This window comes from Phycisphaerales bacterium (assembly GCA_040221175.1).
In the GTDB taxonomy this organism is placed as follows: Bacteria; Planctomycetota; Phycisphaerae; order Phycisphaerales; family UBA1924; genus JAHCJI01.
Map to the genome: position 1 here is coordinate 300495 of JAVJVK010000001.1, position 24888 is coordinate 325382.

Genomic DNA, 24888 nt, shown 5'->3' on the forward strand with positions numbered 1-24888 from the left:
CATGAAACGCTTCTCACGTTGAAACCCGCGCGTTCTAGCGATTTTCCCGAGACATGGTGAAACCCCACTCATCCGGACAGTTCCTGTCCGGATTTGTTGTATGGTGAGCGCATCTCGCGTTCCGTTTGTACAAAGCAAGAGGGAGTTTCAACGATGCAGAAAAACGCCATGACGCTTGGTGTTCTTGCCGCGGCGACCCTTTGGGCTCCATTGGCGATGGCCGATCCCGTGGCGCTGCCCGATCAGGACAGTCGCTTCGGGGACGTGTCGCTCAACTGGTTCCACGACTTCATCGCCAACGTGGCCGGTCCTTCGCCCGTGGCGCCGCCGATGCGTGAATCTCGCACGGTGATGTCGCATGGGAGCGTGGAGGGGCTGCAGTTCCTAGCGTTCGCCGGGCCGAGCCACATCGCGTCGCGCGGCCCGGGCCTGACCATTCACGCGGGCGGCTTCGGCGATGGGCCGGACGATGCGCCGGGCGCGTTCACGCCGGTGGACCGCCTCGGCAGCCTGCAGCCCTACCTGGTCTCCGACCTGCGCATCGGGCCCGCGGCCGGCGCGCCGAAGGTCCAGCCATCAGAGGGATCGTTCCAGGTGGCGGTGCCCCTGCCCGGAGCGGGGGCGTTGGCCGCCGGTGGGTTGGCCTTCGTGGCGATTCGCCGCCGCCGGCGTTGAGCCTCGCGGGGTTGCGCCAGCGACGTCCGCTTCGTGCTTTCAAGGCCCGGTAACCATACCAAGATCCCCATAACCACGTCGACCGAGGGGCTGTTTGCCGTTCGGTCGATTTTCATGTGCATCCGATGCGTGCTTCTTGAACGAATCGGTGTACGCTTCTAGGGACTTCCGCACAACGTGAGAGTGAGAGAGGGAGAGATCGCGATGTTGAAGAGAGAGGTATTCGCTGTGGCCGTGGTCGGCCTCGGTGCAGCCGTTGCATCGGCGGATTCGGTTGCTATCCAGGGCGTCGTGTCGGCCAGCACCGAACAGACGGGCGCGACCTATTCGGGCTCGCTCGAGTACAACTTCATCAGCGGTACGACGGGCGAACTCAAGGTCTCGTTGACCAACGACACGCCCGCGTCCGTCGGCGGCTTCCTGACGGGTTTCCTGTTCCGGGCCGACGCCCTCACGGGAACGGGCCTCAACTCGGCCAACCCGTCTACGTTCCTGAGCACCGGGGCCGAGTCGGGCGCGCCGTTCGGCATGTTCGACGGGGGCGCTGCACTGGCTGGGAGCTTCCTCGGCGGCGGCAATCCGAGCGGCGGTCTGGCCGTGGGCGAGAGCGGCATGTTCGTGTTCAGCATCACCTCGGCGACGGCCGCGACGATCTCGGCCGCCGACTTCCTCGGCTCGCTGGATAACCCGGGCTTCGTTGCCCGCTTCCGCGGCCTGGCCGATGGCGGCTCGGACAAGGTGCCCGGCGGGGGCTTCCTGGTCGCGGTGCCGCTGCCTGGCGCCGGTGCGCTCGCGGGCGCTGGCCTCCTGGTGGTCGGCCTTCGCCGTCGTCGCTGATCGATCGGCTTGATTCGAGGAAACTGCGAGGCCCGCGAGAGCGGGCTTCTTTTCATGCGCGAATAGCGGCGATCACGCGTTGCCTGCCGGCGAAGTCGCGCACGATCCGGGGCTGGTCGTATCGCGCGTCTGCGCTCACCAGTTCCATCGCTTCGGCGGCCCTGGCGCTTGCCACTTCGATCGCCAGCAGGCCACCCGGTTGGAGGCGGTTGGCCGCAGTCTCAATCAGGCGTCGCACGACGTCGAGCCCGTCCATCCCTCCGCGCAGGGCGTGGGTCGGCTCGTGGTCCTTGACGTTTGGCGCGACGGCCTCCCATTCGTCGTCTGGGATGTAGGGGGGGTTGGCGACGATCACGTCGTATTGCTGCCCTTCGGGCAGGGCGGCAAGGAGATCGCCTTCGAAGGTCGTAATGCGATCGGCGAGCTTGGTTCGTTCGATATTCTCCCTGGCCAGTGCGAGGGCGTCGGTATCGATGTCGGTGGCGTGAACGTCTGCGTTGCCGGCCTGGCTGGCGATCGCGATGGCGATGCAGCCGCTGCCGGTGCAGACGTCGGCGACGAGCGGCGATCGGCCTTCGATGTCCTTGATGCCGGCGACGGCCTGATCGACGAGGGTCTGGGACTCGGGCCTTGGGATGAGGGCCCGCTTGTCGGTCTTGAGGGTGATGCCGTAGAAGGACCACTCGCCCACGAGGTACTGCACGGGCTCGTGGTTGAGGGCTCGCTTGGCCAGGTCGCGGAGCCTGGTGAGCTCGTCGGGCGTGGCGGGGCGGTCGGCTTCCATGTAGAGCCGCAGACGCTCGCAGCCGATGACGTGGGCGACGAGCAGCTCGGCGCACAGGCGTGCGTCGTCGACGCCCTTGTCTTTCAGGGCGCCGCGTAGCCACTCGAGCAGCTTGCGCGTGGTCCAGGCTTCCTTGGCGGCGGTTGTCATGGAGCGGTCCAGGTGTCGGCGGTCGTGGCGTAAATCAGGGTATCGCTCCAGCCGATCCCCTTCACCCATCGGTGCGATTTCAGGGTCGCCTCGTGGTCGTAGCCGGCCTTTCGGGCTACGCCGGCTGACGCGGGATTGTCGGCCGAGCAGACAATCTCAAGGCGGCGAATGCCAAAGCCGCCCCGACTCTGCGGCCGAAGTGCGATCTCGGTGAGCGCGACGACGGCCTCGGTGCACACGCCCGAGCGGCGCCGGCTTGGAAGAACCCAATAGCCGATCTCGGCCTGGTGCGTGTTGGGTTGAAAGTTGTGCACGCCAGTGCCGCCGATGGGCGATCCGTCGGCCCGGTCGCAGATGAGGATCGTCAGGTCGCCGGGCAATTCCTGGCGGGCCTCGCGGATGAACCGCTCGATTGTGTAGTAGGTCTGGGCAAGGGTGAGGTTCTCACGCTCGGCCCACTCCATCCACGGCAGCAGTTGCGCGCGGTTGGCGTCGATAGCCTCGAAGATGGCTGGCACGTCGTCGTGCGTGGAATGGCGCAGCACCAGCCGCTCTGTCTCGATCGGCAATGGCCACTGTTCCGGCCGCTTCCATGGTGGTGGCGCTTCCATCACTTTCCCTCGTACCAGTTGCTCGCCACGCTGGCCTCAACCACCAGTGGCACGCGCAGGTCCATGGCGCTCTGCATGCGTTCGACGATGAGTTTCCTGGCTTCGCTGCTGTTCTTCTTGTCGGCCTCGAAGACCAACTCGTCGTGGATCTGCAGCAGCATCAGCACGCCGTCGATCTCGGGCTTCTTACCGCCGCGCAGGTGGGAAGCGTGGGGGCTCAGGCGCGCGTGCAGATCGACCATCGCCAGCTTGATCAGGTCGGCCGCCGAGCCCTGCACGACCGAGTTGATGGCCATGCGTTCGGCCAGCGATCGGCGGGAGGGGTTCTTCGCGTCGATCTCGGTGATGGGGCGGCGGCGCTTGAGCATGGTCTCGACGTAGCCCTTGCTGCGGGCCTGCTCGATGCATTCTTCGAGGAACGTCGTAATGCCCGCGAACTTCTTCTTATATCCCTCGATGATCTCGCTGGCCTCGGTGTTGCCGATGCCCAGGCGGCGGCCCAAGCCGTAGGCGGTGACGCCGTAGATGATGCCGAAGTTGACCATCTTGGCGCCGTCGCGTTGCTCGCGGCTGACGTCCTTCGGCTTGACGCCGTGGATCTGGGCGGCGACGGCGCGGTGGATATCCTCGCCGGCCTCGAAGGCGGCGATGAGGGCGGGGTCTTGCGAGAGGTGCGCGAGGATGCGCAGCTCGATCTGCGAGTAGTCGCCCGCGATGAGCACGCGGCCCTTGGGGGCGACGAAGGCCTTGCGGATCTCGCGGCCGACCTCGCTGCGGATGGGGATGTTCTGGAGGTTGGGGTCGCTCGAGCTGAGCCGGCCCGTGGCGGCGACGGTCTGGTTGAAGCTCGCATGGATGCGCTTGGTGTCGGGGTTGATCTCCTCGCGAAGGCTGACGAGGTAGGTGTTCACGAGCTTGGTGAGCTGGCGGTACTCGAGGATCAATTGCGGCAGCGGGCTCTCGATGGTCACGTCCTGGGCCAGCTTCTCGAGCACCTCGGCGTCGGTCGAGGGGCCGGTCTTGCCGCGCTTGAGCGGCTTGATGCCCAGGCCCGCGTCGGCGGCGTCGGGCTTGTTGAAGAGGATGCCGGCGAGCTGCTTGGGCGAGTCGGGCTCGAACGTGCGCCCGCAGGTGGCCATCGCTTCGTCCTGGATCTGGTCCTTGAGTTCCTGGATTCGACCGCTGAGGCGTTGCTCCTGATTCTCCAGTTCCTCTGGATCGACCTGGATGCCGTTCCATTCCAGCTCGGCGAGCACGCTGATGAGCGGCACCTCGACCTGGTCGTTGAGGTCCTGCAGGCCCATGCTCTTGATCTGCGGGGCCATGAGCTCGTGCAGGCGCAGCGAGACGTCGGCGTCTTCGCTGGCGTAGGGGCCGGCCAGTTCGAGGGGGACCTCGTCGAAGCACTTCTGGTTCTTGCCGCTGCCGATGAGGCTCTTGATGGGGATGTTCTCGCGTTCGAGCAGGGCGAGCGAGAGCGCATCCATGCTGTGGGCCGAGCGCGAGGCGTCGATGAGATAGCTGCCCACCATGGTGTCGAAGCCGATGCCGGCCAGCTCGACGCCCGCGCGGCGAAGCACGAGCAGGTCGTACTTGAGGTTGTGCCCGGTCTTCTTGATCTTCGCGTCTTCGAGGATGGGCTTGAGGGCCTCCAGCGCGGCGGCCTCGTCCAGGTGGCTTCCGCAGTCGGGCGAGCGCACGGGGACGTACCAGGCGGTGCCGGAATCCACCGAGAAGCTCAGGCCGCAGAGGTTGGCGCGCATGGGACGCAGCGAGGTGGTCTCGGTGTCCAGTGCGATAAGCTTTGCTTTCTTCAGGGCGGTGCAGAGCTTCTTGAGCTCCGCCTTGGTCGTGACGATCGTGTACTCGCCGTCAAGGCCGGCATGGGCCTGCTGCGGCTCATCGCTCCGCGCGTCGAAGAGGCCGCCCTGCGCCTGGCCGCGCTCGGCCGTCTTGGCGGTGGGGGGCTTGGGCTCGATCTCGGCGGCGGCCTCGGGATCTTCGCCCAGGAGTTGCTTGAGCTCGTCCTGGTAGCGGTTGAAGCCCAGCTCCTTGAGGATGGGCATGAGGGCCTCGGGTTTGAGGCGGTCGAAGGCGGCGCGTTCGAGGTCGAAGTCGATCTTGACGTCGTCGATGAGCGAGACGAGCTGCTTGCTGCGGTGCAGCACGTCGCCGGCGGCGCGGATCTTCTCGCCCCGCTTGCCCTTGATCTGGTCGGCGTTCTCGAGCAGGTTGTCGAGCGTGCCCCACTCGGCGATGAGCTTGGCGGCGGTCTTGACGCCCACGCCCTCGACGCCGGGGATGTTGTCGACCGTGTCGCCCGCGAGGGCGAGGACGTCGCGCCACTGCTGGGGGGTGACGGCGAACTCGTCCATGAGGCCCTGGGCGGTGATGAGCTCGTCGTTGTGGACGTCGTAGAGCTCGAAGGCGGCGCGCTTGCCGTCGTTGGCGGGCCCAGTTCCAGGAGAATGCAGGAGCTGCTTGAGGTCCTTGTCCTTGCTGACCACGCGGACGTTGACCTCGGATTCCAGTTGCCTGGCCAGCGTCGCGATCACGTCGTCGGCCTCGTACCGCTCGGCCCCCAGCACGGGCACGCCCACGGCCTCGAGGATCGAGATGCACCGCTGGACCTGCTCAGGAAGATCCTCGGGCGGCGGGGGCCGGTTGGCCTTGTACTTGGGGTCGATCTCGCTGCGGACGGTTTCCAGGTCTCCCGAGACGTCGATGGCGACGGCCAGGTAGTCCGGCCGCTCGCCCACGAGCTTCGCCCCGCCGGCCGCCCCGCGCAGGAGCTTGAGCAGCATGCCCACGAAGCCGAAGGTGAGGTTGGTGGGTTCCTTGGTGACCGGGCTGGTCATGGGCGTGCGGATGGCGTGGTAGGCCCGGAAGAACTGGGCGTAGCCGTCCACGAGATAGAGCGTCTTGAAGCCGTCCTGCTTTGTTGGTTTGGCCATGGCGGGCGATGCTATCGGCCCGCCATCGCGGGCGGGAATGCTCGGGCGGGCCTGTCGGTTGGCCCCCCGCACGCCTATACTCTCGCCTCAGCGGACGCTTCCGACGCAACGGACCGACGACCGCACCCGAAGCCCTGGGCCGGCCCCAAAGCCGCGATCCATCTTCGGTACGAGTCAGTTGGCCTTCTTTTTTGCGTCGCACCCGCGATGGGGCCATTGATCCTCCGAGTTTCCCAGGCCGGCGATGCACGTCGGCCGCGATGCCCGTATTGGGCCGAAAGCAGCGCACTTGTCCAACAGTTCCGTGATCGACTCCCCCGCCTCCTCCGACCTCCAGACCGAAACCAGCACCACCCCCGGCTTCGACGCCCTGGGCCTGGCCGACCCCATCGCCCGGGTGCTTGCCAAGCGCGGCTACGAGACCCCCAGCCCCATCCAGGCGCTGGCCATCCCCGCCGTGCTCGAGGGCCGCGACGTCTTCGGCACCGCCCAGACGGGCACGGGCAAGACGGCGGCCTTCGCGCTGCCCATCCTGCACGACCTCTTCGAGGCGGGCCATCGCGGCGGCAAGGGCCGCGGCAAGTTCGGCCGCGCCCCGCGTGCGCTCGTGCTGTGCCCCACGCGTGAGCTGGCCGTGCAGATCTTCGACTCGTTCGTGGCCTACGGCCGCAACGTCCCGCTGCGCCACGCGGCGGTGTACGGCGGGGTCAGCCAGTTCCGCCAGGAGAAGGCACTCAAGACGGGCGTGGACGTGCTCATCGCCACGCCCGGCCGCCTGATGGACCTGCACCAGCAGGGCCTGATCGATCTTGGCTCGATCGAGGTGCTGGTGCTCGACGAGGCCGATCGGATGCTGGACATGGGCTTCCTGCCCGACATGAAGCGCATCGCGGCCCTGACGCCCGAGGCCCGCCAGACGCTGCTGTTCAGCGCGACGGCCAGCAAGGCCATCAAGGCCCTGGCCAATGGCCTGCTGAAGGACCCGGTGCACCTGGAGACGACCCCCGAGTCGACCACCGTCGAGCGCATCGCCCAGCAGGCGTACGTGGTCGAGAAGGCCAACAAGGGCAACCTGCTCCGCGCGCTGCTCGAGGATGGTGGCGTGGGCCGGGCCCTGGTCTTCACCAAGACCAAGCACGGCGCCGACCGGCTGGTCAAGCAGCTCGACCGCGTGGGCGTCCGGGCGGGGGCCATCCACGGCAACAAGACCCAGAACGCGCGCACGCGCGCGCTGGACGCCTTCAAGCGCGACCCCCAGGGCGTGCTGATCGCCACCGACGTGGCCAGCCGCGGCATCGACGTCAGCGGCATCACCCACGTGATCAACTTTGACATGCCCGCCGATGCGGAGACCTACGTGCACCGCGTGGGCCGGACGGCACGAGCCGGGGCGTCGGGCGTGGCGATCACCTTTTGCGAGCCGGCCGAGGTCCGCGACCTGGCCGGCATCGAGCACCGCACCAAGGCCGTGATCGAGCCCGGCCGGGCCGGCGGCGAGTTGGCCAGCGGCTACGTCAAGCCCGAGCGTCCCGCCTACAGCGGTGGGGGTGGCGGTGGCGGTGGCGGGGGTCGTGGGGGTCGTGGCGGCGGTGGTGGTGGTGGGGGTCGTGGGGGTCCGCGTGGGGGCGGCTATCGCGGCCAGCGAACTGGTGGGAGTGGTGGTGGCGGTGGTGGCGGGGGCAGGCCCGGGGGCTATCGCGGCCGCGGCAAGCCGGGCGGCAAGCCCGGCGGTCGCTCCGGCGGCCGGCGCTCGAGCAACGCCGGCGCCCGCGGCTAGCCGGCGGCCTTCTTCGGTGTCGGCTTCGGTGTCGGCGTCGCGGCCTCGCCCGCGATCGATGGCGCCACGGGCGGCGCGGAGCCAAGCTGCATCCGCGTGACCGGGCCGGCAACAGCGTGCGGGCCGTGCTTGGCGACGATCTGGTAGAGCGCCACGGGCGTGCCGATGGGCAGCGTCCGGTCGACGAACCGCTTCTCGTGCGTGTCGCCCACCAGCGTCCAGCCGGTTTCGTGCTCCAGCTTCCGCCGCACGGTGTACCGCGTGCCGGCCGGGCCGCGGCCGGTCCACGCGAGCACGATGGCCCCCCCGTTCTGAAGGTTGGTCGTCGGCAGGCCGGGGGTCTCGGGCGGCGGCGCCGCGCTGGGCTTGCCCGGGAAGCTCAGCCACGCCTTGGTATAGATCGCCCGCTCGGCCGCCTCGCCACCCCCACCGCCCCCACCAGGCGTGCGCGCTGCGAGCGCGGCGGTCGTCTTGATGAGCGACACCGACGCGGAGACCTCGGCCTTCATGGCGTCGGCCAGGCGGTGCCAGGCTTCGGTGGCCGCGCGGGCCCGGGCCCTGGCCACCTCGGCCTCGACCAGCGCCGCCCGGGCGGCCTGTGCGGCGTCGCGCATCGATTGCACGCGGGGGCCATCCAGGCCGATCTCGCCGGCGACCTGATCCCAGCGGTCCAGGTGCGAGAGGGTCCACTCGAGCGCGTCGGTGCGGTTGTACGGCAGGTTGCGTCCCATGCCCACGGTCTTCGGCACGATCATGGGGCGGCTTGAGTGGCGTCTTTCGGGCCCCAGGGCCGCGCCCGGGGACCGTGTGGCCGCGCGACCGGGCCGTCTGGCCGCGCCGGGGGCCTCGCCGCCCGCGCCACCGGCCCGATGGACCGCGCAACTGCCCCAGTTGCGCGCGCAACCGTGCCGGTGGCGCGGTCCGCTGGAGCGATGGCGCCGCCGGCGGCCCCCGCGGCGCGGCCATACCGTCGGCGTGATGGCCGTCGGGGCGACCAAGGCGAGGCGGCACCGGATCGTGACGGCCCGGATGGTGGTGGTGAGTGTCGCCGTGGGCGTGGTGCTGGCGGTGGCCAGCGTGCCGGTGGGCGTGCTGATCGGGCAGGCCCGGCAGACGCCGCCCTTTCCCGCCCCGGTGATCCGAGTCACGCTCGACCGGGGCGACTATGGGGTGCGGATCGATCGGCACGACAGCTTCGGCTATGAGATCTGGAACGCGTGGAACGTGCGCTTCAGGCCGAACAGGCAGTTCCCATCGCACTCCAACATGACCAGCCACGACCCGCGACCCGAGTACGCGGCCATTGCGAGCGATGATCCCGACCTTTGGGTCATGTGCATCCGTGCCGGCTGGCCGCTGCACGGCGCGCAGGGGAGGTCGTGGTCGACGACGACCAGCAACAACGAGCAATTCCTGCCCGAGCCCGTGCTGTTCGGGAGGGACTGGACGCTGCCCGTTGGACCAATCTGGCTCGGCCTGCTCGGCAACACGATCTTCTACGCCGCGCTCACGCTCGCATTGCTGGTCGGCCTGCGCCTCATCCGCACCCGTCGCCGCCGCACTCGCGGCCGGTGCGTGGCGTGCAACTACGAACTCGGCGAGGGCATCGGCGTGTGCCCTGAGTGCGGATTGGCTCGCACGTCCACGGACTGACCAATGTGTCCAGTCGATGCCGTCCAGCCGAACTCCAGGGCCGTGTGGACCGCCCCCCCTAAACTTTCTGGTGCGTCCGAGCGTCCGCCGGGCGACCGTCGCGAGGCCTTGCCATGATCGAGAGCATGCTCCAGTCGTTCCAGGACCCGCACAGCCGCCACGCCGTGCTGGTGCACTTTCCCATCGTGCTGGGGGCGTTGGGGCTCATCCCCGTGGCCGCGCTGGCGGTCCTGCGGTTTCGATCGCGCGTGGCGAGCGCGGTGTGCATCGCGTGGTTCGTGCTGGCGATGGCCGGGCTGGGCCTGGCCTCGGGCGCGGGCGAGGAGGCGTACGAACGCGTCGAAGAGGCCCAGCCGCCGCTGACCCAGGCCGAGCACGACGCGCTCGAAGAGCACGAGTCGCTGGGCGAGGGGGCGTGGCTGTGGGCCCTGCCGGTGGTCGTACTGGCGGCGGCCACCCTCGTACCCCGCGCGCCGGTGCGCATCGCAGCGGGCGTGCTGCTGGTGGCCGCGGCGGGCACGCTCAGCGGCTTCGTGGCCGTCACGGGGCACACCGGCGGCAAGCTGGTCTACGAGCACGGCTTGGGCGTACCGCAGCGCGCGAGCGGCGCCGCGACGACGGCCGGCGCAGGTCGCGCATCGGGTTCCGAATCGCGCGAGGGTGAGTGGCACGACGACGACGACCATTGAGCCCGGGCCGAGTCGCCCGTACGCCTACACCCCATCCCCATACAGCGGATCGCCCTCGAACGCCTCGGCGGCGTCGCCCGTCGGCTGGGGCGGGGCCTGGAGCACCATCTTGCGGTGGCCGATGCCCGCTTCCTCGAAGGGCTCGCCCTCGGGCGTCCAGCCGAGCTTCTCGTAGAAGCCGATGGCGCGGTCCTGGGCGTGGCAGTAGAGGCGGCTCAGGCCAAGCTCGCCGAAGGCCCTCGCCTCGGCGGCGACAACCAGGCGGCGGCCCAGCCCCTCGCCCTGGCGCTGGGGGTCGACGGCCATCTGCATCACTTTCGCCTGCGTCTGGCCGCCCTCGCTGGGCTTCTCGTCGGTCAGCAGCAGCAGGCAGCCAACGACTCTCGGGCCGGTCGGATGGTCCATGACGGCCACGAAGTGCTCGGCACGCTCGTCGACCCTGGGATACTCGGTGGTGAACTTCTCGTGCGTGTAGCCGATGGGCTCGAGCAGCACGCTCTCGCGCAGGGCGACCGAGCTCGAGTAGAGCGGGCTCGTGGGCGTGATGCGCTCGATCCTGATCACGGGGGCAGGATAGGCGGGAATGCGGGGGCGGCGCTGGGCCTAGCGCACGCCCCGGCCGCCGGTGATCGCGTGGAACGCCTCGCCCCACAGCCGCTGCTCGACGCTCTGGCGGGGCGTCGCCAGGCGGGCCGAGCCGTCGAGCATGATCATGGCGGCCGCCCCGCCGGAATGGGCGCGGCCCATGGCGTTGATCTCGGTCGCGCCGCGGCTGGTCAGGGCCTCGCCGAAGCGGGCGTTGTCGGTGAAGACGTCATCCACCTCGGGGTAGGCGAAGGGAGCGTCGCCCGCGCCCGTACCCGCGCCCGAGGTCGGCTCGCGCTCCGGGCTGCGGCCGGCGGTGACGCCCACGAAGGGAACGATGGGCCGGTGGCTCATGATGGTCGGGCCCTGGGCGAGCGCCGCGTAGCCGTCGCTCACGAGCCACTCGGTGACCAGCAGCGTCCGGGCGGGGTCGATCGCGTCGCCACGTCGCACGAGCCGCGATCCCGACTGCAGCGACGCTGCCGCGTGGCGGACGAGGCGGTAGTGGCGGTCGGTGCCCGAGTACGCCAGCGGCTCGGGCGGCATGATGGCGCCGTTGACGGTGAACGCGGTGCGGTCGACCTGGGCGACGTGGTCTCCGGCCGCGGGCGCGCCCCCATCGGGCGCCAGCGGGCTGGTGAAGTCGGCCGCCGCCGCGTAGCCACCGGCGACGAGCACGGCCGAGTGGTGCGTGATGGACCCATCGAGCGCGGTGCGGAAGGCCGGCGCGTACACGCCCGCGTCGAAGGCCATGGCCTCGATGCCCAGCGCCACCGAGCGGGCCTGCAAGAGGGCGGCGTGGCTGGCGGTGTTCGACCGCGTGAAGCCCAGCATCGGCAGGGCGATCGCCACGGCGACGGCGAGCGTTCCCGTGGCGGCCAGGGCGTTCGCGAGCGTTCGGGCCGGGGTGGGCATGCGTTGGGCTCCTTTCGACGCGCGTACGGCGGTCCCGGGGATTTGTGCTCGCCGGGCGGATAGGGTTCGCACGAGGGGGGACGAAGCGGACAGGAGGTTCGCATGTCCCAGCAGATGCACGACTCGGATCAGGCGCACGGTAGCAGCGGCGGCGCGGGCTCGGCCGGCGATCGCGTGGCCGAACTGGAAGCCCGCATCGCGGCGCTCGAGGCCCAGGTCGCCCAGGCCATCCAGACGCAATCGCTGCGATTGGTGGACTCGACCGGGGTCGAGCGCGCCCTCGTTCGGGCCGACCCCGATGGGCCGTCCCTGGTCTTCCTGGACGACGCCGGCGCGGTGCGGCTGAAGGTGGCGCTCTCGGCCTCGGGCCCGGGGCTCACCCTGGCCGACGACATGGGCCACACGCGCGCGTGGCTCGGGTTCACCAAGGAAGCCCTGCGCATCGGCTTTGCCGACGAGAACGGCAACAGCCGGGCGTTCTTCGGCGTGATGCGCTCGGGCCAACCCGTGGCGAAGTTCTACGACGAGGCGGGCAACGTGGTGTGGAGCGCCGAGTAACGCGTCGGCGTCAACCCGGCGCCGGATGCTCGGGCTTGCGGCCCTCCAGCACCGCCACCACGTCTCGCACCACCCAGCTCATGTTCAGCCGCGCGGGCGCGGTGGCGGCGGCGATGTGGGGGGTCAGGTGGGCATTGGGCAGGCCCAGCAGCGGGTAGTCCGCGTCCAGCGGCTCGTGGGGGTCGTGCACGTCGAGCAGGGCCCGGGCCTTGGGATTGGCCTTCAGCCAGCCGGCGAGCGCGTGCGGATCGATCACCAGGCCCCGGCTGGTGTTGACGACGATGCACCCCGGCCGCAACCGATCCAGGAAGCCGGCATTGACCAGGTGATGGTTGCCGGCGGCCCAGTCCACGTGGATCGTGAGAACATCCACGCTCTCCTGTAATTCAGAAAGCGACACCGGGGTGCAGCCGTGGTGCTGGCCGTTCGGTATGTCCTTGATGTCGTGGAAGAGCACCGTGCAACCCAGCGCCGTCAGGGCCCTGCCCACGCGGCTGCCGATGCGGCCGAAGCCCAGGACGCCAATGGTCAGGTCGGCAAGGTGGACCTCACCCTGCAGATCGTTTCGGGCGTCGTGCCAGGCCCGGCCCTCGAGCGGTCCTTCGAGGAAGACGCGTGGCCTCAGGGCGTCCAGGAGCAGGCACAGGACGAACTCGACGACGGCCTGGGTATTGGCGGCTGGCGTGTGGACGACCTCGATGCCGCGGGCCCGGCAGGCTTGGATGTCGATGTTCTCGAGCGCCACGCCCGCTCGACCGACGACCTTGAGACGCGGCGCTCGTGCCAGCAGCGCATCGTCGACGCGGGTGTAAGTTCGGACGACCAGGCCTTCGGCTCGTGGCAGCAGATCGACGAACTCCGGGCTCTCGTGAGGGCAGACCCGAAGGTCGGCGTGCTCGCGCAACCAGGCCTGTGCGGTGGGGTCGAGCGTTTCGGTCTGGATGACCATGGGGCGGTCTGGCATGGTAAGTTTCATCATACCTCGGACGCCGTGCCAGACGCGGTGGCCTCCGCGGGCTCGTCGGCGCCAATGCGGGAAAGCGTCAGAATAGTTTCACCTTACGGGATTGTGGCACCGATATCCGATCCCAGGAATGCAAGACAGTAATGCAGCGATGACCTGTGTGTTCCCCGGGCAGCGCCGAAGCGGAGCCTGCTTTATGAACAAGAGCCACCTCGTCGATCATGTCGCCGCAAGCCTGGGCGTGACCCGAAGCGACGCCACCGTATACGTCGATGCGGTGCTGGAAGGAATCACCCGCGGCCTGGTCGAAGACGGAAGAGTCAAGATTACTGGTTTCGGCGCGTTTACCCGTCGGCATCGCGAGCCACGTCGCGGCACCAATCCGCTGACGGGCGAGCCCATCCGCATTCCCGCCAGCGAGACGTGTCGCTTCAAGGCCTCGCCCGCTTTGCGGGATCGCCTCCAGCCCGATCGGCCGGCCGGCCAGATCGAGCACAAGCACCGAAGCCCGCAGCGTACGCCCGGACGTTAAGCCGCGCGGCGATCATGTGCCGCGGCTGAGCAGCACGACAGCGTGCGCTTCGATGGCCCGGCCCTCTCCCACCGGCCCCACGTGTTCGCCCGTTTTTCCCTTGAGATTGACCCGATCGGGCGGCAGGCCCAGCAGTCGTGCCAGGCGATCGCGGATCGCCGCCTTGTGCGGTCCGAGTTTCGGGCGTTGCAGCAGCACCGTCAGATCGACGTTGGCCACCTCCCAGCCGCCGCTGCGCACGAGGCGAACCGCTTCGGCGAGGAAATCCGAGGAGTCGCGTCCCTCGTTGGCAGGATCGTCGTTCGGGAAGAGCTGGCCGATGTCCGGCAGGCCCGCGGCCCCCAGCAGCGCGTCGGTCAGCGCGTGCAGCAGGGCGTCGCCGTCGGAGTGTGCCACCGGGCCGCGGGGCTCCTCGTCGTCCCAGGGCAGGACCACGCCCGCGATGATCAGCGGCTTGCCCGCCCCCCGGGGGGCGACGGGCTCCAGGCGGTGGAGGTCGTAGCCGTGGCCGATGCGAAAGGGCAGATCGTCGGATGCAAAGCCGGGTATTGTTTGGGTCATGTGGGGCCTTCTTGATGATTCTTGGGCCCGTTGGTATGAGTTCGGCGGGCTGTCCTGACGATAGAGGAGAGATACGGTTGGGGGCCAGTGGGACTCCTCGAACCTATGGCAATGCCCGTCGTACTTCGATCGGGTTGTGGAGCCGGATTTGTGTACCCCCGCCCTTCCTTGCGGAGCCTTCGATGAAGACAAGCCCCAGTTGCTCGCGTATCGCCCTCGTTGCCGCCCTGTCGCTCGCCAGCGGCGCCGTGTTGCTCGGTGGCTGCTTTGGCAACTCGAAGGACAGGCATCCCTACGTCAGCCGGACGTTCAGTCCCAAGACCCTCGTGCTGGTCGACACACGCACGGGCGATGAGCTGTGGCGATACGAGCTAGGCGTGGGCAACTCAATGAAGATCACCTTCCACGATGGCGACAAGGGCAACATCGTCATGCCCGACGAAATGCGCTGGGAGGTCAAGTCGGGCCAGAGCGGCGAGATCATCGAACAGGATGCGATGCCGTGCCCGCCCGAGGGCGTGCGCCGCATCGATTGGTTCGAGCGCAAGACGCCCGAGTATCCACGGCCCGACGCCCCGCGCGGCGAGCCGGCGCCGCTTCCCGACCCCGTGGATTCCGGCGAGAGCGCGTCGCCCGACGATGATGACGACGAGGGCTGACCGCGAACGACATGACTTCGAGACCATGGACCCGGAGCAATCCGGGTTTCTTGTTTCTCTGGCTCAAGCGGTGGCTGGCTCTGCAAATCGGTTTCGGACCGATTCGGTCCCCTTGCTCTCGCGTTCCTCGGTCAGCGCCTGGATGAACTCGTCCAGCCGCAGCGCGCCCAGGTCCTTCTGCACGCCTCGAGCGCGGATGGAGACCTGGTTGTTCTCTGCGTCGCGCGGACCAACGACCGCCAGGTAGGGGATGCGCATCTCGGCGGCGTGCTTGATCTTGGCCTGGATGCGACCGTCCGAATCGTCCACGGTGGCGCGGATGCCCGCGGTCTTGAGGGCGGTCAGCACGTTGTGGGCGTACTCGCTGCTCTTCTCGCTGATGGGCAGCACGCGGACTTGTTCAGGACTCAGCCACAGGGGAAAAGCACCGCCGAAGTGCTCGATCAGGACGCCGATGAAGCGTTCCATCGATCCGAAGGGCGCGCGGTGGATCATCACGGGGCGATGCGGCTGGTTGTCGGGGCCGATGTAGGTCAGGTCGAAGCGCTCGGGCAGGTTGTAATCGACCTGGACGGTGCCGAGCTGCCACTCGCGGCCGATCACGTCGCGCACGACGAAGTCGATCTTGGGCCCATAGAACGCGGCCTCGCCGGGCTCCTCGGTGAAGGGCACGCCGAGCGACTTCGCGGCCTGGCGGCAGGCCTCCTCGGCCTTGTCCCAGTTGGCCGCGTCGCCGGTGTACTTGCCGCTGTCGGGGTCGCGCAGGCCGACGCGCACGCGGTAGTCCTCCATGCCCAGCGCGCCGAAGATGATCTTGACCAGCTCGAGGCAGCCCTGGACTTCCTGGCCGACCTGTTCTGGGGTGCAGAACAAGTGGGCGTCGTCCTGGGTGAAGCCGCGCACGCGGGTCATGCCGTTGAGCTCGCCCGATTGCTCCCAGCGGTACACGGTGCCGAACTCGGCGAGCCGCAGCGGCAGGTCGCGGTAGCTGTGCGGCTGGCTGTCGTAGATCTTGATGTGGTGCGGGCAGTTCATGGGCTTTAGCATGAAGCCCTCGATCTGGCCGACCTTGAGATTGTTGCTCAGCTGTGCGCAGGTGCAGCCCTCCTCGCTGAGCTTGTGCATGTGCTCGCGATCGACCAGCGGCGGGAACTGGCTGTCGGCGTAGTACGGGAAGTGCCCGCTGGTGCGGTAGAGGTCGAGCTTGCCGATGTGCGGGGTGAAGACCTCGTGGTAGCCCTGTCGAGTCAGTTCGGCGCCGATGAAGCGCTGCAGTTCCTGGCGGATGGTTGCGCCCGCGGGGGTCCAGAGGACGAGCCCCTGGCCGACGGTCTCGTCGATGTGGAAGAGCCCCAGCTTCTTGCCCAGCACGCGGTGGTCGCGCTGCTTGGCCTGTTCCAACCGATCGAGGTATTCGTCCAGGTCCTTCTTGCTGAAGAAGCTGGTGCCGTAGACGCGGGTCAGGCGGTCGCTGTTCTCGTCGCCGTGCCAGTAGCTGCTGGCGAGCGACATGACCTTGAACGCGCCGATGCGGCCGGTGCTGGGCACGTGCGGGCCGCGGCACAGGTCCTCCCAGTCCTTGCCCGGCTCGCCGGTGGCGTAGAACGAGAGCTTGAGGCTGCCGGCCTCGTGGGCGCGGTGGGCGTTGTCGAGCTTGTACTTGCTGCCCTCTTTCTTGAGCTTCTCGAGGCCCTCGCTGTACTCCAGCTCGTACCGGGTGAAGGGCCGGTCTTCCTTGACGATCCTGGCCATCTCGGCCTCGATGGCCTCGAAGTCGCCCTCGCGCAGGGGGCGGTCCTCGGGGAAGGCGATGTCGTAGTAGAAGCCGGTCTCCAGCGGCGGGCCATAGACCAGCATCGCCCCGGGCACGATGCGCTGGATCGCCTCGGCCATGACGTGGGCGGTGGAGTGCCGCAGCAGGTACATCGCGCCCTCGTCGGGCTTGCCGCCCTTGGTCTTTTCGGTGAGGATGGCGAGCTTGCAGCTCGCGACGATGGGGGTGTTCAGGTCGGCCAGCTCGCCGTTGATGCGGGCGCCCACGGCGGCCTTCGCGAGCCGATCGCCGATGCTCCGGGCAACTTCCAGGGGCGTCACGGGGGCGTCGAAGTGCTTGTGGGAGCCGTCGGGGAGGGTGATGGTGACTTGATGGCTCATATTGGTGCTTCCGTGGGGGCTGGTTCGGCGGGACAGGGTCAAGGGTAGGGGATGGCCAAACAAAAACCCGGCCGTGCGGCCGGGCTCGGGAATCGTGTGTGGGCACGCCGAGGCTAGCCGCGGGGGCGGTTCGCGGGGGTGGTCGTCGTGGTCGTAGTCAAGAGAACCGGGCGTGCCATGGCGAGAGTATATCGGCTCGCATCGACCCGGGCTGAATGCAACGCGGCGGACGGTCCCATGCCCATCCGCCGCATCGCAATCGCACGATCGCTCGTTCCTGATCGGTTCAGCCGGCCTGGCCCTTGCCCTTGGCGGTCTGGGCGTCCTTAAGGGCCTGTGCGTCCTCGATGGTGACGCCGCCATCGGGCTTCGCGCCCGTCGTGGCCCGGGCGGTGGCGCCCGAACCGCCGCCAGTCCCCAGATAGAAGGGCACCGGGAAGCTCCACGGGCTGAGCACGCCGTTGGTGGTCTGGGCACGCACGCGGTAGTTGAGTTGGCGGATGCCGGTGGGCACATTCTCGTCGAGGAACTGCTTGTCGCTCAGCGTGGCCAGGTCGGCCCAGTCGCCGATGGTCCCGCCCTCGCCGACGACCTGGCGCTGCAGCAGGAAGACCGTGCCCGGGCCCTTGTTGGCCTCGAAGGTCACCAGCACCGAGCCGTCGGTCTGGCTCTGGGTCGCAAGGTCGCTGGGCGTGTCGGCCTCGCTGCGGGGCGTCTTGGGCGCCGGCTCGGGGATCTGGGCCTTGGCGTACACGCTCTGGTCCTTGGTGGCCTTGGCGAAGCCGTCGACCTGGGTGACCAGGCCGCCGAGTGTGCCGCGGAGCGCGTCGACCTTCTGGTCCTTGTCCTGGGTTTTTGCCAGGCTCTGCGCCCTGATAGTTTCCGCGGCCTGGAGCGCCGCGGATGCCTGGTCCAGCTCGAGCTGCGCGGCCGCCACCTGTTCGGGTGTCATGCCGATGGTCGGGGCCACGCCCTGCCCGGCCCACAGGGCCAGGTGGTAGGCGGCCCAGCTGATCATCCCGGCCTCGTCGTTCGGAATCCGTGGCATTGGTATGCCCTTTCGTTGCGGCGACGCGCCCGGTGGCCCGCCCCCATGTCCGTGCTCGGTCGGCCGCTCGATTCGTTCGAGCGAATGCCGCCGGGCTCGAAAGGGTCATCGCCGCGATCCGCGATCCACTCCAGCCGTCGGCCACGAAATCGCGACACTTTCTGGCGGTGAGCGTCCGATCACGCCGCGGGTGCGGCCTGGGAGACCGTCAGGGCCGTTTCGTGATGGGACCCGCTCCGCGGGGGGCCACGCCATGGCGGGGCTACTCCGTAGAGGATCCCGGCCGAGCCGCGCTGCGTGAGCACGCGGGCGATGCTGCGCAGGCAATGGGGACGAGGCAATGGGCAATGGGTCCCAGAACGGACGCACGCCCCCGCTCCGACCCCATTGCCCATTGCCCGGCGGCTATTGCCCTCTTACGCGCACCCCGCGTCGAAGGCCGTCTGGAAGGCCAGGAAGTCGAAGATGGTCAGCTCGCCGTCGCCGTCGAAGTCGGCCTGGGCGTCGCCGTCGTCGAAGAGGTTGAAGAAGAGCAGGAAGTCGAAGACGGTGAGCGCGCCGTCGGCGTCGAGGTCGGGGGGGCAGAGGTAGCAGGTGAGATCAAAGACGTGGGCCGCACCCAACGGAGAACCTTCAACCCCCTCGTTTTCCGCGCCGGCCACGATCCGGCGACCATTGGTCGCGACGGCAACGCCGAAGGGCGAGGAGAGCGTTTCAGGGATCAGTCGGGCTCGCTGTGACCATTGGCCGTCGACGCCGCGCTCGAAGACGTAGACCACGCCGAACGTCGTGGGCGTGCGCTTCAGGTGGGCGCTGACGGCCAGTGTGTCGCCGTGTAGTGAGATTGCGCTGCCGAAGTAGTCGCCCCGGTCCGGATGATCATCATGAGTGATCTCCTGGCGCAACACCCACAGCCCATCGACCAGTTCAAAGTGAAAGACTGCGCCCTCCGCCTCGAAAGCGCCATCGGCGGTCGGACCACCAATGAACAGGTCGTTGCCTTCGGTCGCGATGGACGAGCCGAACCGCGGGGTCCGGCCCGGATCGGGCGCATCGATCTTCTGGTGGAAGACGAAGTCGGTCGGCCCGTCGCGCCGGAAGACGTACACCGAGCCCACGTTCACGGCGATGCTGTCGTCAAATGGCGTCCCCACGAATAGCCAGTCGTCGGTCAGGGCGTTCGAGTGTCCGCCGAAGTAGCCGCCCTCGCCATCGGGCGACACCAACTCGTCCCTGAGAACCCACTGGCCCGTTATCTGCTCTTGGTATACATACAGCGTCCCTCCCTGCTGCACGAGGGCGACACCGCCCTCGATGACGACCTGGCGGCCAAACCCGGCGAACGCCCGGGGCCTGGGCGACGGTATCCGTCCGGTCTCGACCCACTGCGCGCCGTCGAAGTCGTAGATATATGCCCCGCCGGTCTCCGGGCCGGCCAAATCAGCTCTCGAAGAACCGACGATGAGCCTGTCGTCGCGAAGGTCCATGGACGATCCATAGAAGTCCCCGGCCTGGACGTCGTCCGGCAAGATGCGCTGCACGCGCTCCCACTGACCAGCGACGAGTTGGAAGAAATACACCGCCCCGGTTCCGCATCCAAAAACAACCGGACACAAGGTCGCCGCCGAACGGTCGGCGATGAGTATGCTCTCGCCATGAAAGGCTACTCGGTTTCCAAAGTCCCCACCGTTGGGCCCCACCGGCGGCGTCAGCCGCTCGATATCGCACTGGGCGAAAGCCGAACCCGAAATGAGCACAAGGCAGGCGATGGAGGGCAGGATGGCGATAGGTCGTCCCATGCCCACAGTATGACCGAAACGCCGGGTCAATGCAAGGCAACTTGCAGGTATTGCATTGTGTCGATCTTGCGACATCATGCCTAGCCACCCCAAAATGGCCTTGTGCCGTGGCGGGGGTCTCGGGTACATTGTCTCGTCGATGACCATCCACCCTGGCAAGGAAACGGAGAACGACAAATGCGAACATGCACGACCCTTGGCCCCGCCGCGATCGGCCTGCTGGCCGCCCTGGCCACGCCGCTGCACGCCCAGGTGCACCAGACCGCCTTCACCACCGACGACGATGAGACGGAGGGCTGGCGGGCCACCGACGCGGGCATCGGTGTCAACGCCGACGCGGTGGTGGTCACCAGCAACATGAGTGTCTCACTGTTCGCGCGCACGGGCGGCTCGCCCCTGGCGACCTTCCAGGTGGGCGACACCTCGAACTTCCCGTTCAAGAAGTTCGATGCCACCTACGGCCGCCTCTTCGATCCGCAGGTCGATTACGACCCGATCGACAACCGCCTGTGGATGATCTACAGCGAGGACAACACACGAGACCCATCCAGCGCAGGCGGAGGGAGCATGGCCCGCATCCACATGGCGGTCTCGAGGCTCGAAAACGGCACGATCGACGACTTCAGCAGCGACCACTGGTTCTACTTCACCGGCAACGCGTCGGCGTCGCCGCCGACCGTGCGCGATGGCGAGCCATTCGACTTGCGTTCAACGGCCTTGCTTCCGTATCAGGGCGAACCCGGGCACACCGGCTACATCAGGCTCGCCGATCGTCCCACCCTCGCGTTCGACGAGCGTGCGGTGATCATCGCGTCCTGGGGAGCGTTCGGCTTTCCAGACAACGCGAATACGCTCACCATCATCCCCAGGACGCACGACGGAGCCACCAAATCCATCCTCGCGGGCGATCGCCCGGACGAGTCGGACATCACGTTCGTGCGGTTCGACGGAGACGAGCTGGAAGAAGATCGGTCGACGTACTACATGTCCGTGCAGGAACCCTTCGAGCAGTTCGAGAACAAGACCTTCTTCATCAACGACCCCGACGACATCTCAGGAGTGAGCACGGGCATCCGCCTCTGCGGGCTGTATTGGGACGAGGAACTGGAGCCCGACCCGGACTGGCAGGTCCGCCAGAAGACCGTCGGGGCCAGTCTGGACATCCTCCTCGGCGACGCAGCAGACCACTACCATATTTCCGGCCCTAACCCGCGCACGCCGGACAGCGGCTGGAGCCCACCGGTCCCCGAGGGCCACATCCATACCGCCGTGCTGGTGCGAGACGCCAACAACGACCCGCGCATTTTCGCCGCCCACGCGGTCAACCCCGATGATGACGGCACGCCCGTCGACCAACTCGTCGTGCAGTGGTACGTCATCGATCCGGACTTGACCAACTTCGAGACCACGAGCTGGAACCCCACCTTCGACGCCGTCGGTCGCATCGACCACGGCGACACCACCGGCGACCATTACCACCCGGTCATCGGCGTGACCGAGCAGGGCGTGGCCTACATCGAGTACACCTATTCCGACGCCAACACCTGGCCGCAGGTGCGGCGCGTTACTCTCAACAGCACCTACGACGGCATCGTGCCCAACAGCGAGGTGATCGTGAAGACGGGCCCGTCCTACGCCTACACGGGCTCGGCCAACGCGTGGGCCGACTTCGCCGAGATGCAGGCCGATCCGGTCACGGGCTGTTCGTTCTGGTCGGTACACACGCTGGTCCACGACGTCGCCGACGGCCCGACCGTGCTCGATCGGCGCGACGTGTGGCTCTTCCAGAGCGTGTTCAACTGCGGCAACTCGAACCTCAACTTCGATGAGGGCACCGACCTCTACGACATGGCCATGTTTAACGACCTGTTCAACGCCGGCGCCCGCCGCGTGGACATGAACACCGACGGCACGACCGACGCGACCGACGCCATCTTGTACCATGACGCCTACGACGCAGCGACGGGGCCGTAACGGCTGGGGCCATCATCCTCTCAGGAGCGGCCCGCACGTGCGGGCCGCTTGCGTCATGGCCGTGCCGTGGGCGCAGCAGCGGATGCGCGCACCGGGGCGTGGCGTGGCGGCACGACATGCGCCCCTCATCGGCCCCAACCCCACCCGCGCCGGGCTTTCCCGCACCCCGATCGGCCCCGGCGGGGGCTTGATCGGCCTTCCCGGCACCAGCATCCGCCTCGGACCCTGCTGCATCCACCCCGGACCCACCAGCATCCGCCCTGGCCCCTGCTGCATCCGCGTTCCTGGCAGCCGCATCCGCCCTGGACCCTGCTGCATCGGCCTTCCGGGCACCTGCATCCGTCCTGGAAGCACCAGCATCCGCCCTGGGAGCACCTGCATCGGCCCTGGATCCTGGTGCATCCGCCTCCGACGCTGGTGCTTCCGGGACCGATGATGGACGGTGGTACGGCTGCGGTTCGACGTTGGGTAGGTCGATGTTCATATGCGGGCTAGCCCGTGGGTGGGCAATGGGCAATAGGCGATGGGCAATGGGTTGGCAGGGGCCAAGCTCCACGTATCCGGACCCATTGCCTGGTGCCCGGTCCCCATTGCTCTCTTACTCCAGGTGCACCTCGCCCACGCCCTCGCAGATCGTCTCGCGCGGCGACCAGATCTTCTTGAGCCGCTCCAGCGGCTGGCCCACCGGCTCCACGGCGTCATGAAACGTGCTGTGGTGGATGGGCATGAGGCGGGCGGCGCCCATGCGCTGGGCCATGGCGGCGGCCTGCTCAGGAGTTGCGTGCACCGCGTCCCAGGGCTCGTAGCTGTTGCCGATGCCCAGGATGGCGGTGTCGATGGGGTTCGATTCGTCCGCGAGTGAATCGAACGCGTCGGTATCCGCGGTGTCGCCGGCGAAGAGGAGCTTGCGGGTGTCGTCCTCGATGACGTACGCGTTGTAGCCGCGGAAGCGGTCGATCAGGTACCGCGCGCCCCAGTGCTTGCAGGGCCAGGCGGTGACGCTGAAGCCGTTCAAATCTTCCGTCTCCTGCCAGCGCAGCTCGATGACGTGCCTGAAGCCGCGGCCGCGATCGGGCAGCAGCTTGCGGGTGTGCTTGGGGACGACGACGGTGGTGGTGGGGCGGACCAGTTGGCGGAGGGTCGGGGTGTGCCAGTGGTCCATGTGGGCGTGGGTGAGGACTAGAACGTCAATCGGCGGCAGGTCGTCGACGGTCGCGGGCAGGGCGATCGAGCGGCGGCGGCCCGTCGGCTTGCCGCGCAGGCCGACGCCGGCGTGCTCGGCGAAGTGGGGGTCGGTCAGGATCGTCTGGTTGCCGACCCGCAGCATGGACGTCGCCTGGCCGAACCAGAAGGCGCCGAACGTCGCCGCCTCCCATTGATCACGGTCGGGCAGCGAGCCCGCGGGGGCCATGGGCTCGCTGGGGGCGCCCAGGCCCGTCCGCTCGCGGACGCGCTCGGCGACGATGGGCGTCCACTGGCGGGCCAGGGCCCGGGCCGAGCGCCAGAAACCGCGGCGGGGCGTGTCGTCGGATGCCATCACACAAGCCTAACGCCCGCGGGGCGGGGATTCATCCGATTCCGGCCCGTTCGCGTATAATGCCCCGACGCGGCCTCCCGCATCGGCCGGCCTTCGCGTAGACCCGGGCAATCGATCCGGCGAGCGTGGCCGGCCCACCGGGCGCGGGGTGAGCCGATCACGGAGACTTTCCCATGACCTCCGCCGCCACCAGCACCAGCTCGAGCAAGGTCGTCGACCCGCTCGACCTGATCGACATCGACCACGTCCGCTTCTACGTCGGCAACGCCAAGCAGGCGGCCGTCTTCTACGCCCAGCTCTTCGGCTTCCAGGTGCAGCAGGTCTCGGACCTGACCACCGGCAGCCGGCGCACGGCCGACTACCTGCTGACCCAGGGCAACATCCGTCTCCTTCTCACCACCCCGTTGACGCCCGATGACCCCATCAACGACGAGCTGCGGGCCTATGGCGACGGCGTGAAGGACGTGGCCCTCACCGTCGCCGACGCGACCGCCGCCTACGAGCAGGTGCTGCGCAACGGCGGCGAGAGCGCCTACGAGCCGGTGACCTACAGCGACGAGAACGGCTCGGTCACCATGGCGGGCATCAAGACCTACGGCCGCTCGGTGCACAGCTTCGTCAGCCGCGAGGGGGCGTACGCGCTCGACAAGATCAAGAGCGGCGGCGAGTTCGCCCCGGGCTTCCGCACGTACGTCAACTTCGCGCTCAACGACTACAACAAGCAGCATCCCTGCGGCTTGCGCTTCGTCGACCACTGCGTGGGCAACGTCGAAGAGGGCAAGATGAACCACTGGGTGGAGTGGTACGAGAAGGTGATGGGCTTCGCGATGTTCAAGCACTTCGACGACGCCGACATCTCGACCGAGTACAGCGCGCTCATGTCGAAGGTCATGGCCAGCGGCAACAACCTCATCAAGATGCCCATCAACGAGCCCGCCCCGGGCAAGAAGAAGAGCCAGATCCTCGAGTACCTGGAGTGGCACAGCATGACGCCGGGCGTGCAGCACCTGGCCCTGCGCACTGACGACGAGCTTCACTCGGTCGCCGAGCTTCGCCGCCGCGGCGTGGACTTCCTGAGCCTGCCGGACACCTACTACGAGCTGGTCTGGGACCGCGTGAACACCATGCTCACCGAGAACGGCCACGAGGCGGTGAAGGAAGACCACGAGAAGATCAAGGACCTGGGCATCCTGGTGGACGCCGACGACGAGGGGTACCTGCTGCAGCTGTTCACCAAGCCGCTCCAGGACCGCCCGACCCTGTTCTTCGAGATCATCAGCCGCAGGGGTTCGCAGAGCTTCGGCAAGGGCAACTTCAAGGCGCTGTTCGAGGCGTTGGAGCTGGAGCAGGAGAAGCGGGGGAATCTGTAGGGACCGCTCCTGGACGGACGCTTTCGCGCCCCGCCCATGCGGGGCATCTTTTTGCCCATCCCATCGGTCTGAGTTTTTGTTCACGGCACGCGCATGGATGCA

General features: G+C 68.1%; 22 protein-coding genes. 10 read left to right on the forward strand and 12 right to left on the reverse strand.

Going from position 1 to position 24888, the window contains the following annotated elements; genetic code table 11:
* Nucleotides 1-153: 153 nt before the first annotated feature.
* Both RIE32_01260 and RIE32_01265 read left to right on the forward strand, forming a co-directional pair.
* Entirely contained in the window at nt 154-675 is a 522-nt protein-coding gene (locus RIE32_01260; GenBank protein MEQ9094872.1) for a hypothetical protein, read from the forward strand.
* Nucleotides 676-879: 204 nt separating this feature from the next.
* Nucleotides 880-1512, forward strand: coding sequence for a hypothetical protein (locus RIE32_01265; GenBank protein ID MEQ9094873.1), 633 nt, complete (start codon nt 880-882; stop codon nt 1510-1512).
* A gap of 52 nt (nt 1513-1564) precedes the next feature.
* Here the strand turns inward: RIE32_01265 and prmC are convergent, their stop codons facing one another.
* The 3 genes from prmC to polA are packed head-to-tail and all read right to left on the reverse strand — an operon-like array spanning nt 1565 to nt 6011.
* Complete coding sequence (gene prmC / locus RIE32_01270; protein MEQ9094874.1) at nt 1565-2446, reverse strand: peptide chain release factor N(5)-glutamine methyltransferase; 882 nt, start codon at nt 2444-2446, stop codon at nt 1565-1567.
* Entirely contained in the window at nt 2443-3015 is a 573-nt protein-coding gene (locus RIE32_01275) for a GNAT family protein (protein ID MEQ9094875.1), read from the reverse strand. Before RIE32_01275 ends, prmC begins: the two co-directional genes overlap by 4 nt.
* A gap of 41 nt (nt 3016-3056) precedes the next feature.
* Nucleotides 3057-6011 carry a DNA polymerase I gene (polA, locus tag RIE32_01280; GenBank protein MEQ9094876.1) on the reverse strand — a complete coding sequence of 985 codons (2955 nt, stop codon included), beginning with the start codon at nt 6009-6011 and terminating at the stop codon, nt 3057-3059.
* Nucleotides 6012-6315: 304 nt separating this feature from the next.
* On the opposite strand from polA, the gene RIE32_01285 reads away from it, so the two are divergent.
* Nucleotides 6316-7788, forward strand: a complete 1473-nt coding sequence (locus RIE32_01285; protein ID MEQ9094877.1) for a DEAD/DEAH box helicase — start codon at nt 6316-6318, stop codon at nt 7786-7788.
* Here the strand turns inward: RIE32_01285 and RIE32_01290 are convergent.
* Nucleotides 7785-8543, reverse strand: coding sequence for a hypothetical protein (locus tag RIE32_01290; GenBank protein ID MEQ9094878.1), 759 nt, complete (start codon nt 8541-8543; stop codon nt 7785-7787). The genes RIE32_01285 and RIE32_01290 overlap by 4 nt on opposite strands.
* A gap of 223 nt (nt 8544-8766) precedes the next feature.
* On the opposite strand from RIE32_01290, the gene RIE32_01295 reads away from it, so the two are divergent.
* Nucleotides 8767-9441 (forward strand): hypothetical protein, encoded by a 675-nt coding sequence (locus tag RIE32_01295; GenBank protein ID MEQ9094879.1) that lies wholly within the window; start codon nt 8767-8769, stop codon nt 9439-9441.
* A 113-nt stretch (nt 9442-9554) separates the two neighbouring features.
* Entirely contained in the window at nt 9555-10130 is a 576-nt protein-coding gene (locus tag RIE32_01300) for a hypothetical protein (protein MEQ9094880.1), read from the forward strand.
* A gap of 24 nt (nt 10131-10154) precedes the next feature.
* Here RIE32_01300 and RIE32_01305 read toward each other — a convergent pair whose 3' ends face one another.
* Complete coding sequence (locus tag RIE32_01305; protein MEQ9094881.1) at nt 10155-10694, reverse strand: GNAT family N-acetyltransferase; 540 nt, start codon at nt 10692-10694, stop codon at nt 10155-10157.
* 39 nt (nt 10695-10733) lie between these two features.
* Nucleotides 10734-11630 carry a hypothetical protein gene (locus tag RIE32_01310; protein ID MEQ9094882.1) on the reverse strand — a complete coding sequence of 299 codons (897 nt, stop codon included), beginning with the start codon at nt 11628-11630 and terminating at the stop codon, nt 10734-10736.
* 102 nt (nt 11631-11732) lie between these two features.
* On the opposite strand from RIE32_01310, the gene RIE32_01315 reads away from it, so the two are divergent.
* Complete coding sequence (locus RIE32_01315) at nt 11733-12188, forward strand: hypothetical protein (protein MEQ9094883.1); 456 nt, start codon at nt 11733-11735, stop codon at nt 12186-12188.
* A 10-nt stretch (nt 12189-12198) separates the two neighbouring features.
* On the opposite strand, the gene RIE32_01320 is transcribed toward RIE32_01315, so the two are convergent.
* Nucleotides 12199-13152 (reverse strand): NAD(P)-dependent oxidoreductase, encoded by a 954-nt coding sequence (locus RIE32_01320; GenBank protein ID MEQ9094884.1) that lies wholly within the window; start codon nt 13150-13152, stop codon nt 12199-12201.
* Between the two features lie 196 nt (nt 13153-13348).
* Between RIE32_01320 and RIE32_01325 the strand changes: the two genes are divergently transcribed.
* The gene (locus RIE32_01325) at nt 13349-13684 is read left to right on the forward strand and encodes an HU family DNA-binding protein (protein MEQ9094885.1); all 336 of its coding nucleotides are present in this window, start codon (nt 13349-13351) and stop codon (nt 13682-13684) included.
* 12 nt (nt 13685-13696) lie between these two features.
* Here RIE32_01325 and ispF read toward each other — a convergent pair whose 3' ends face one another.
* Nucleotides 13697-14245, reverse strand: a complete 549-nt coding sequence (gene ispF, locus RIE32_01330) for a 2-C-methyl-D-erythritol 2,4-cyclodiphosphate synthase (GenBank protein MEQ9094886.1) — start codon at nt 14243-14245, stop codon at nt 13697-13699.
* Nucleotides 14246-14427: 182 nt separating this feature from the next.
* On the opposite strand from ispF, the gene RIE32_01335 reads away from it, so the two are divergent.
* Nucleotides 14428-14904: a hypothetical protein gene (locus RIE32_01335; protein ID MEQ9094887.1), complete on the forward strand. Its 477-nt coding sequence runs from the start codon at nt 14428-14430 to the stop codon at nt 14902-14904.
* A 63-nt stretch (nt 14905-14967) separates the two neighbouring features.
* Here RIE32_01335 and thrS read toward each other — a convergent pair whose 3' ends face one another.
* The 3 genes from thrS to RIE32_01350 form a co-directional block, all read right to left on the reverse strand.
* Complete coding sequence (gene thrS, locus RIE32_01340; GenBank protein ID MEQ9094888.1) at nt 14968-17058, reverse strand: threonine--tRNA ligase; 2091 nt, start codon at nt 17056-17058, stop codon at nt 14968-14970.
* A gap of 286 nt (nt 17059-17344) precedes the next feature.
* Nucleotides 17345-18076 carry a hypothetical protein gene (locus RIE32_01345; protein MEQ9094889.1) on the reverse strand — a complete coding sequence of 244 codons (732 nt, stop codon included), beginning with the start codon at nt 18074-18076 and terminating at the stop codon, nt 17345-17347.
* Between the two features lie 446 nt (nt 18077-18522).
* Complete coding sequence (locus RIE32_01350; protein ID MEQ9094890.1) at nt 18523-19905, reverse strand: GC-type dockerin domain-anchored protein; 1383 nt, start codon at nt 19903-19905, stop codon at nt 18523-18525.
* Nucleotides 19906-20082: 177 nt separating this feature from the next.
* Between RIE32_01350 and RIE32_01355 the strand changes: the two genes are divergently transcribed.
* Nucleotides 20083-21879 carry a hypothetical protein gene (locus tag RIE32_01355; protein MEQ9094891.1) on the forward strand — a complete coding sequence of 599 codons (1797 nt, stop codon included), beginning with the start codon at nt 20083-20085 and terminating at the stop codon, nt 21877-21879.
* A 598-nt stretch (nt 21880-22477) separates the two neighbouring features.
* Here RIE32_01355 and RIE32_01360 read toward each other — a convergent pair.
* Nucleotides 22478-23416, reverse strand: a complete 939-nt coding sequence (locus RIE32_01360; GenBank protein MEQ9094892.1) for an MBL fold metallo-hydrolase — start codon at nt 23414-23416, stop codon at nt 22478-22480.
* 173 nt (nt 23417-23589) lie between these two features.
* On the opposite strand from RIE32_01360, the gene hppD reads away from it, so the two are divergent.
* On the forward strand, nt 23590-24786 hold the full coding sequence (gene hppD / locus RIE32_01365; GenBank protein MEQ9094893.1) for a 4-hydroxyphenylpyruvate dioxygenase: 1197 nt from the start codon (nt 23590-23592) through the stop codon (nt 24784-24786).
* Nucleotides 24787-24888 lie beyond the last annotated feature (102 nt).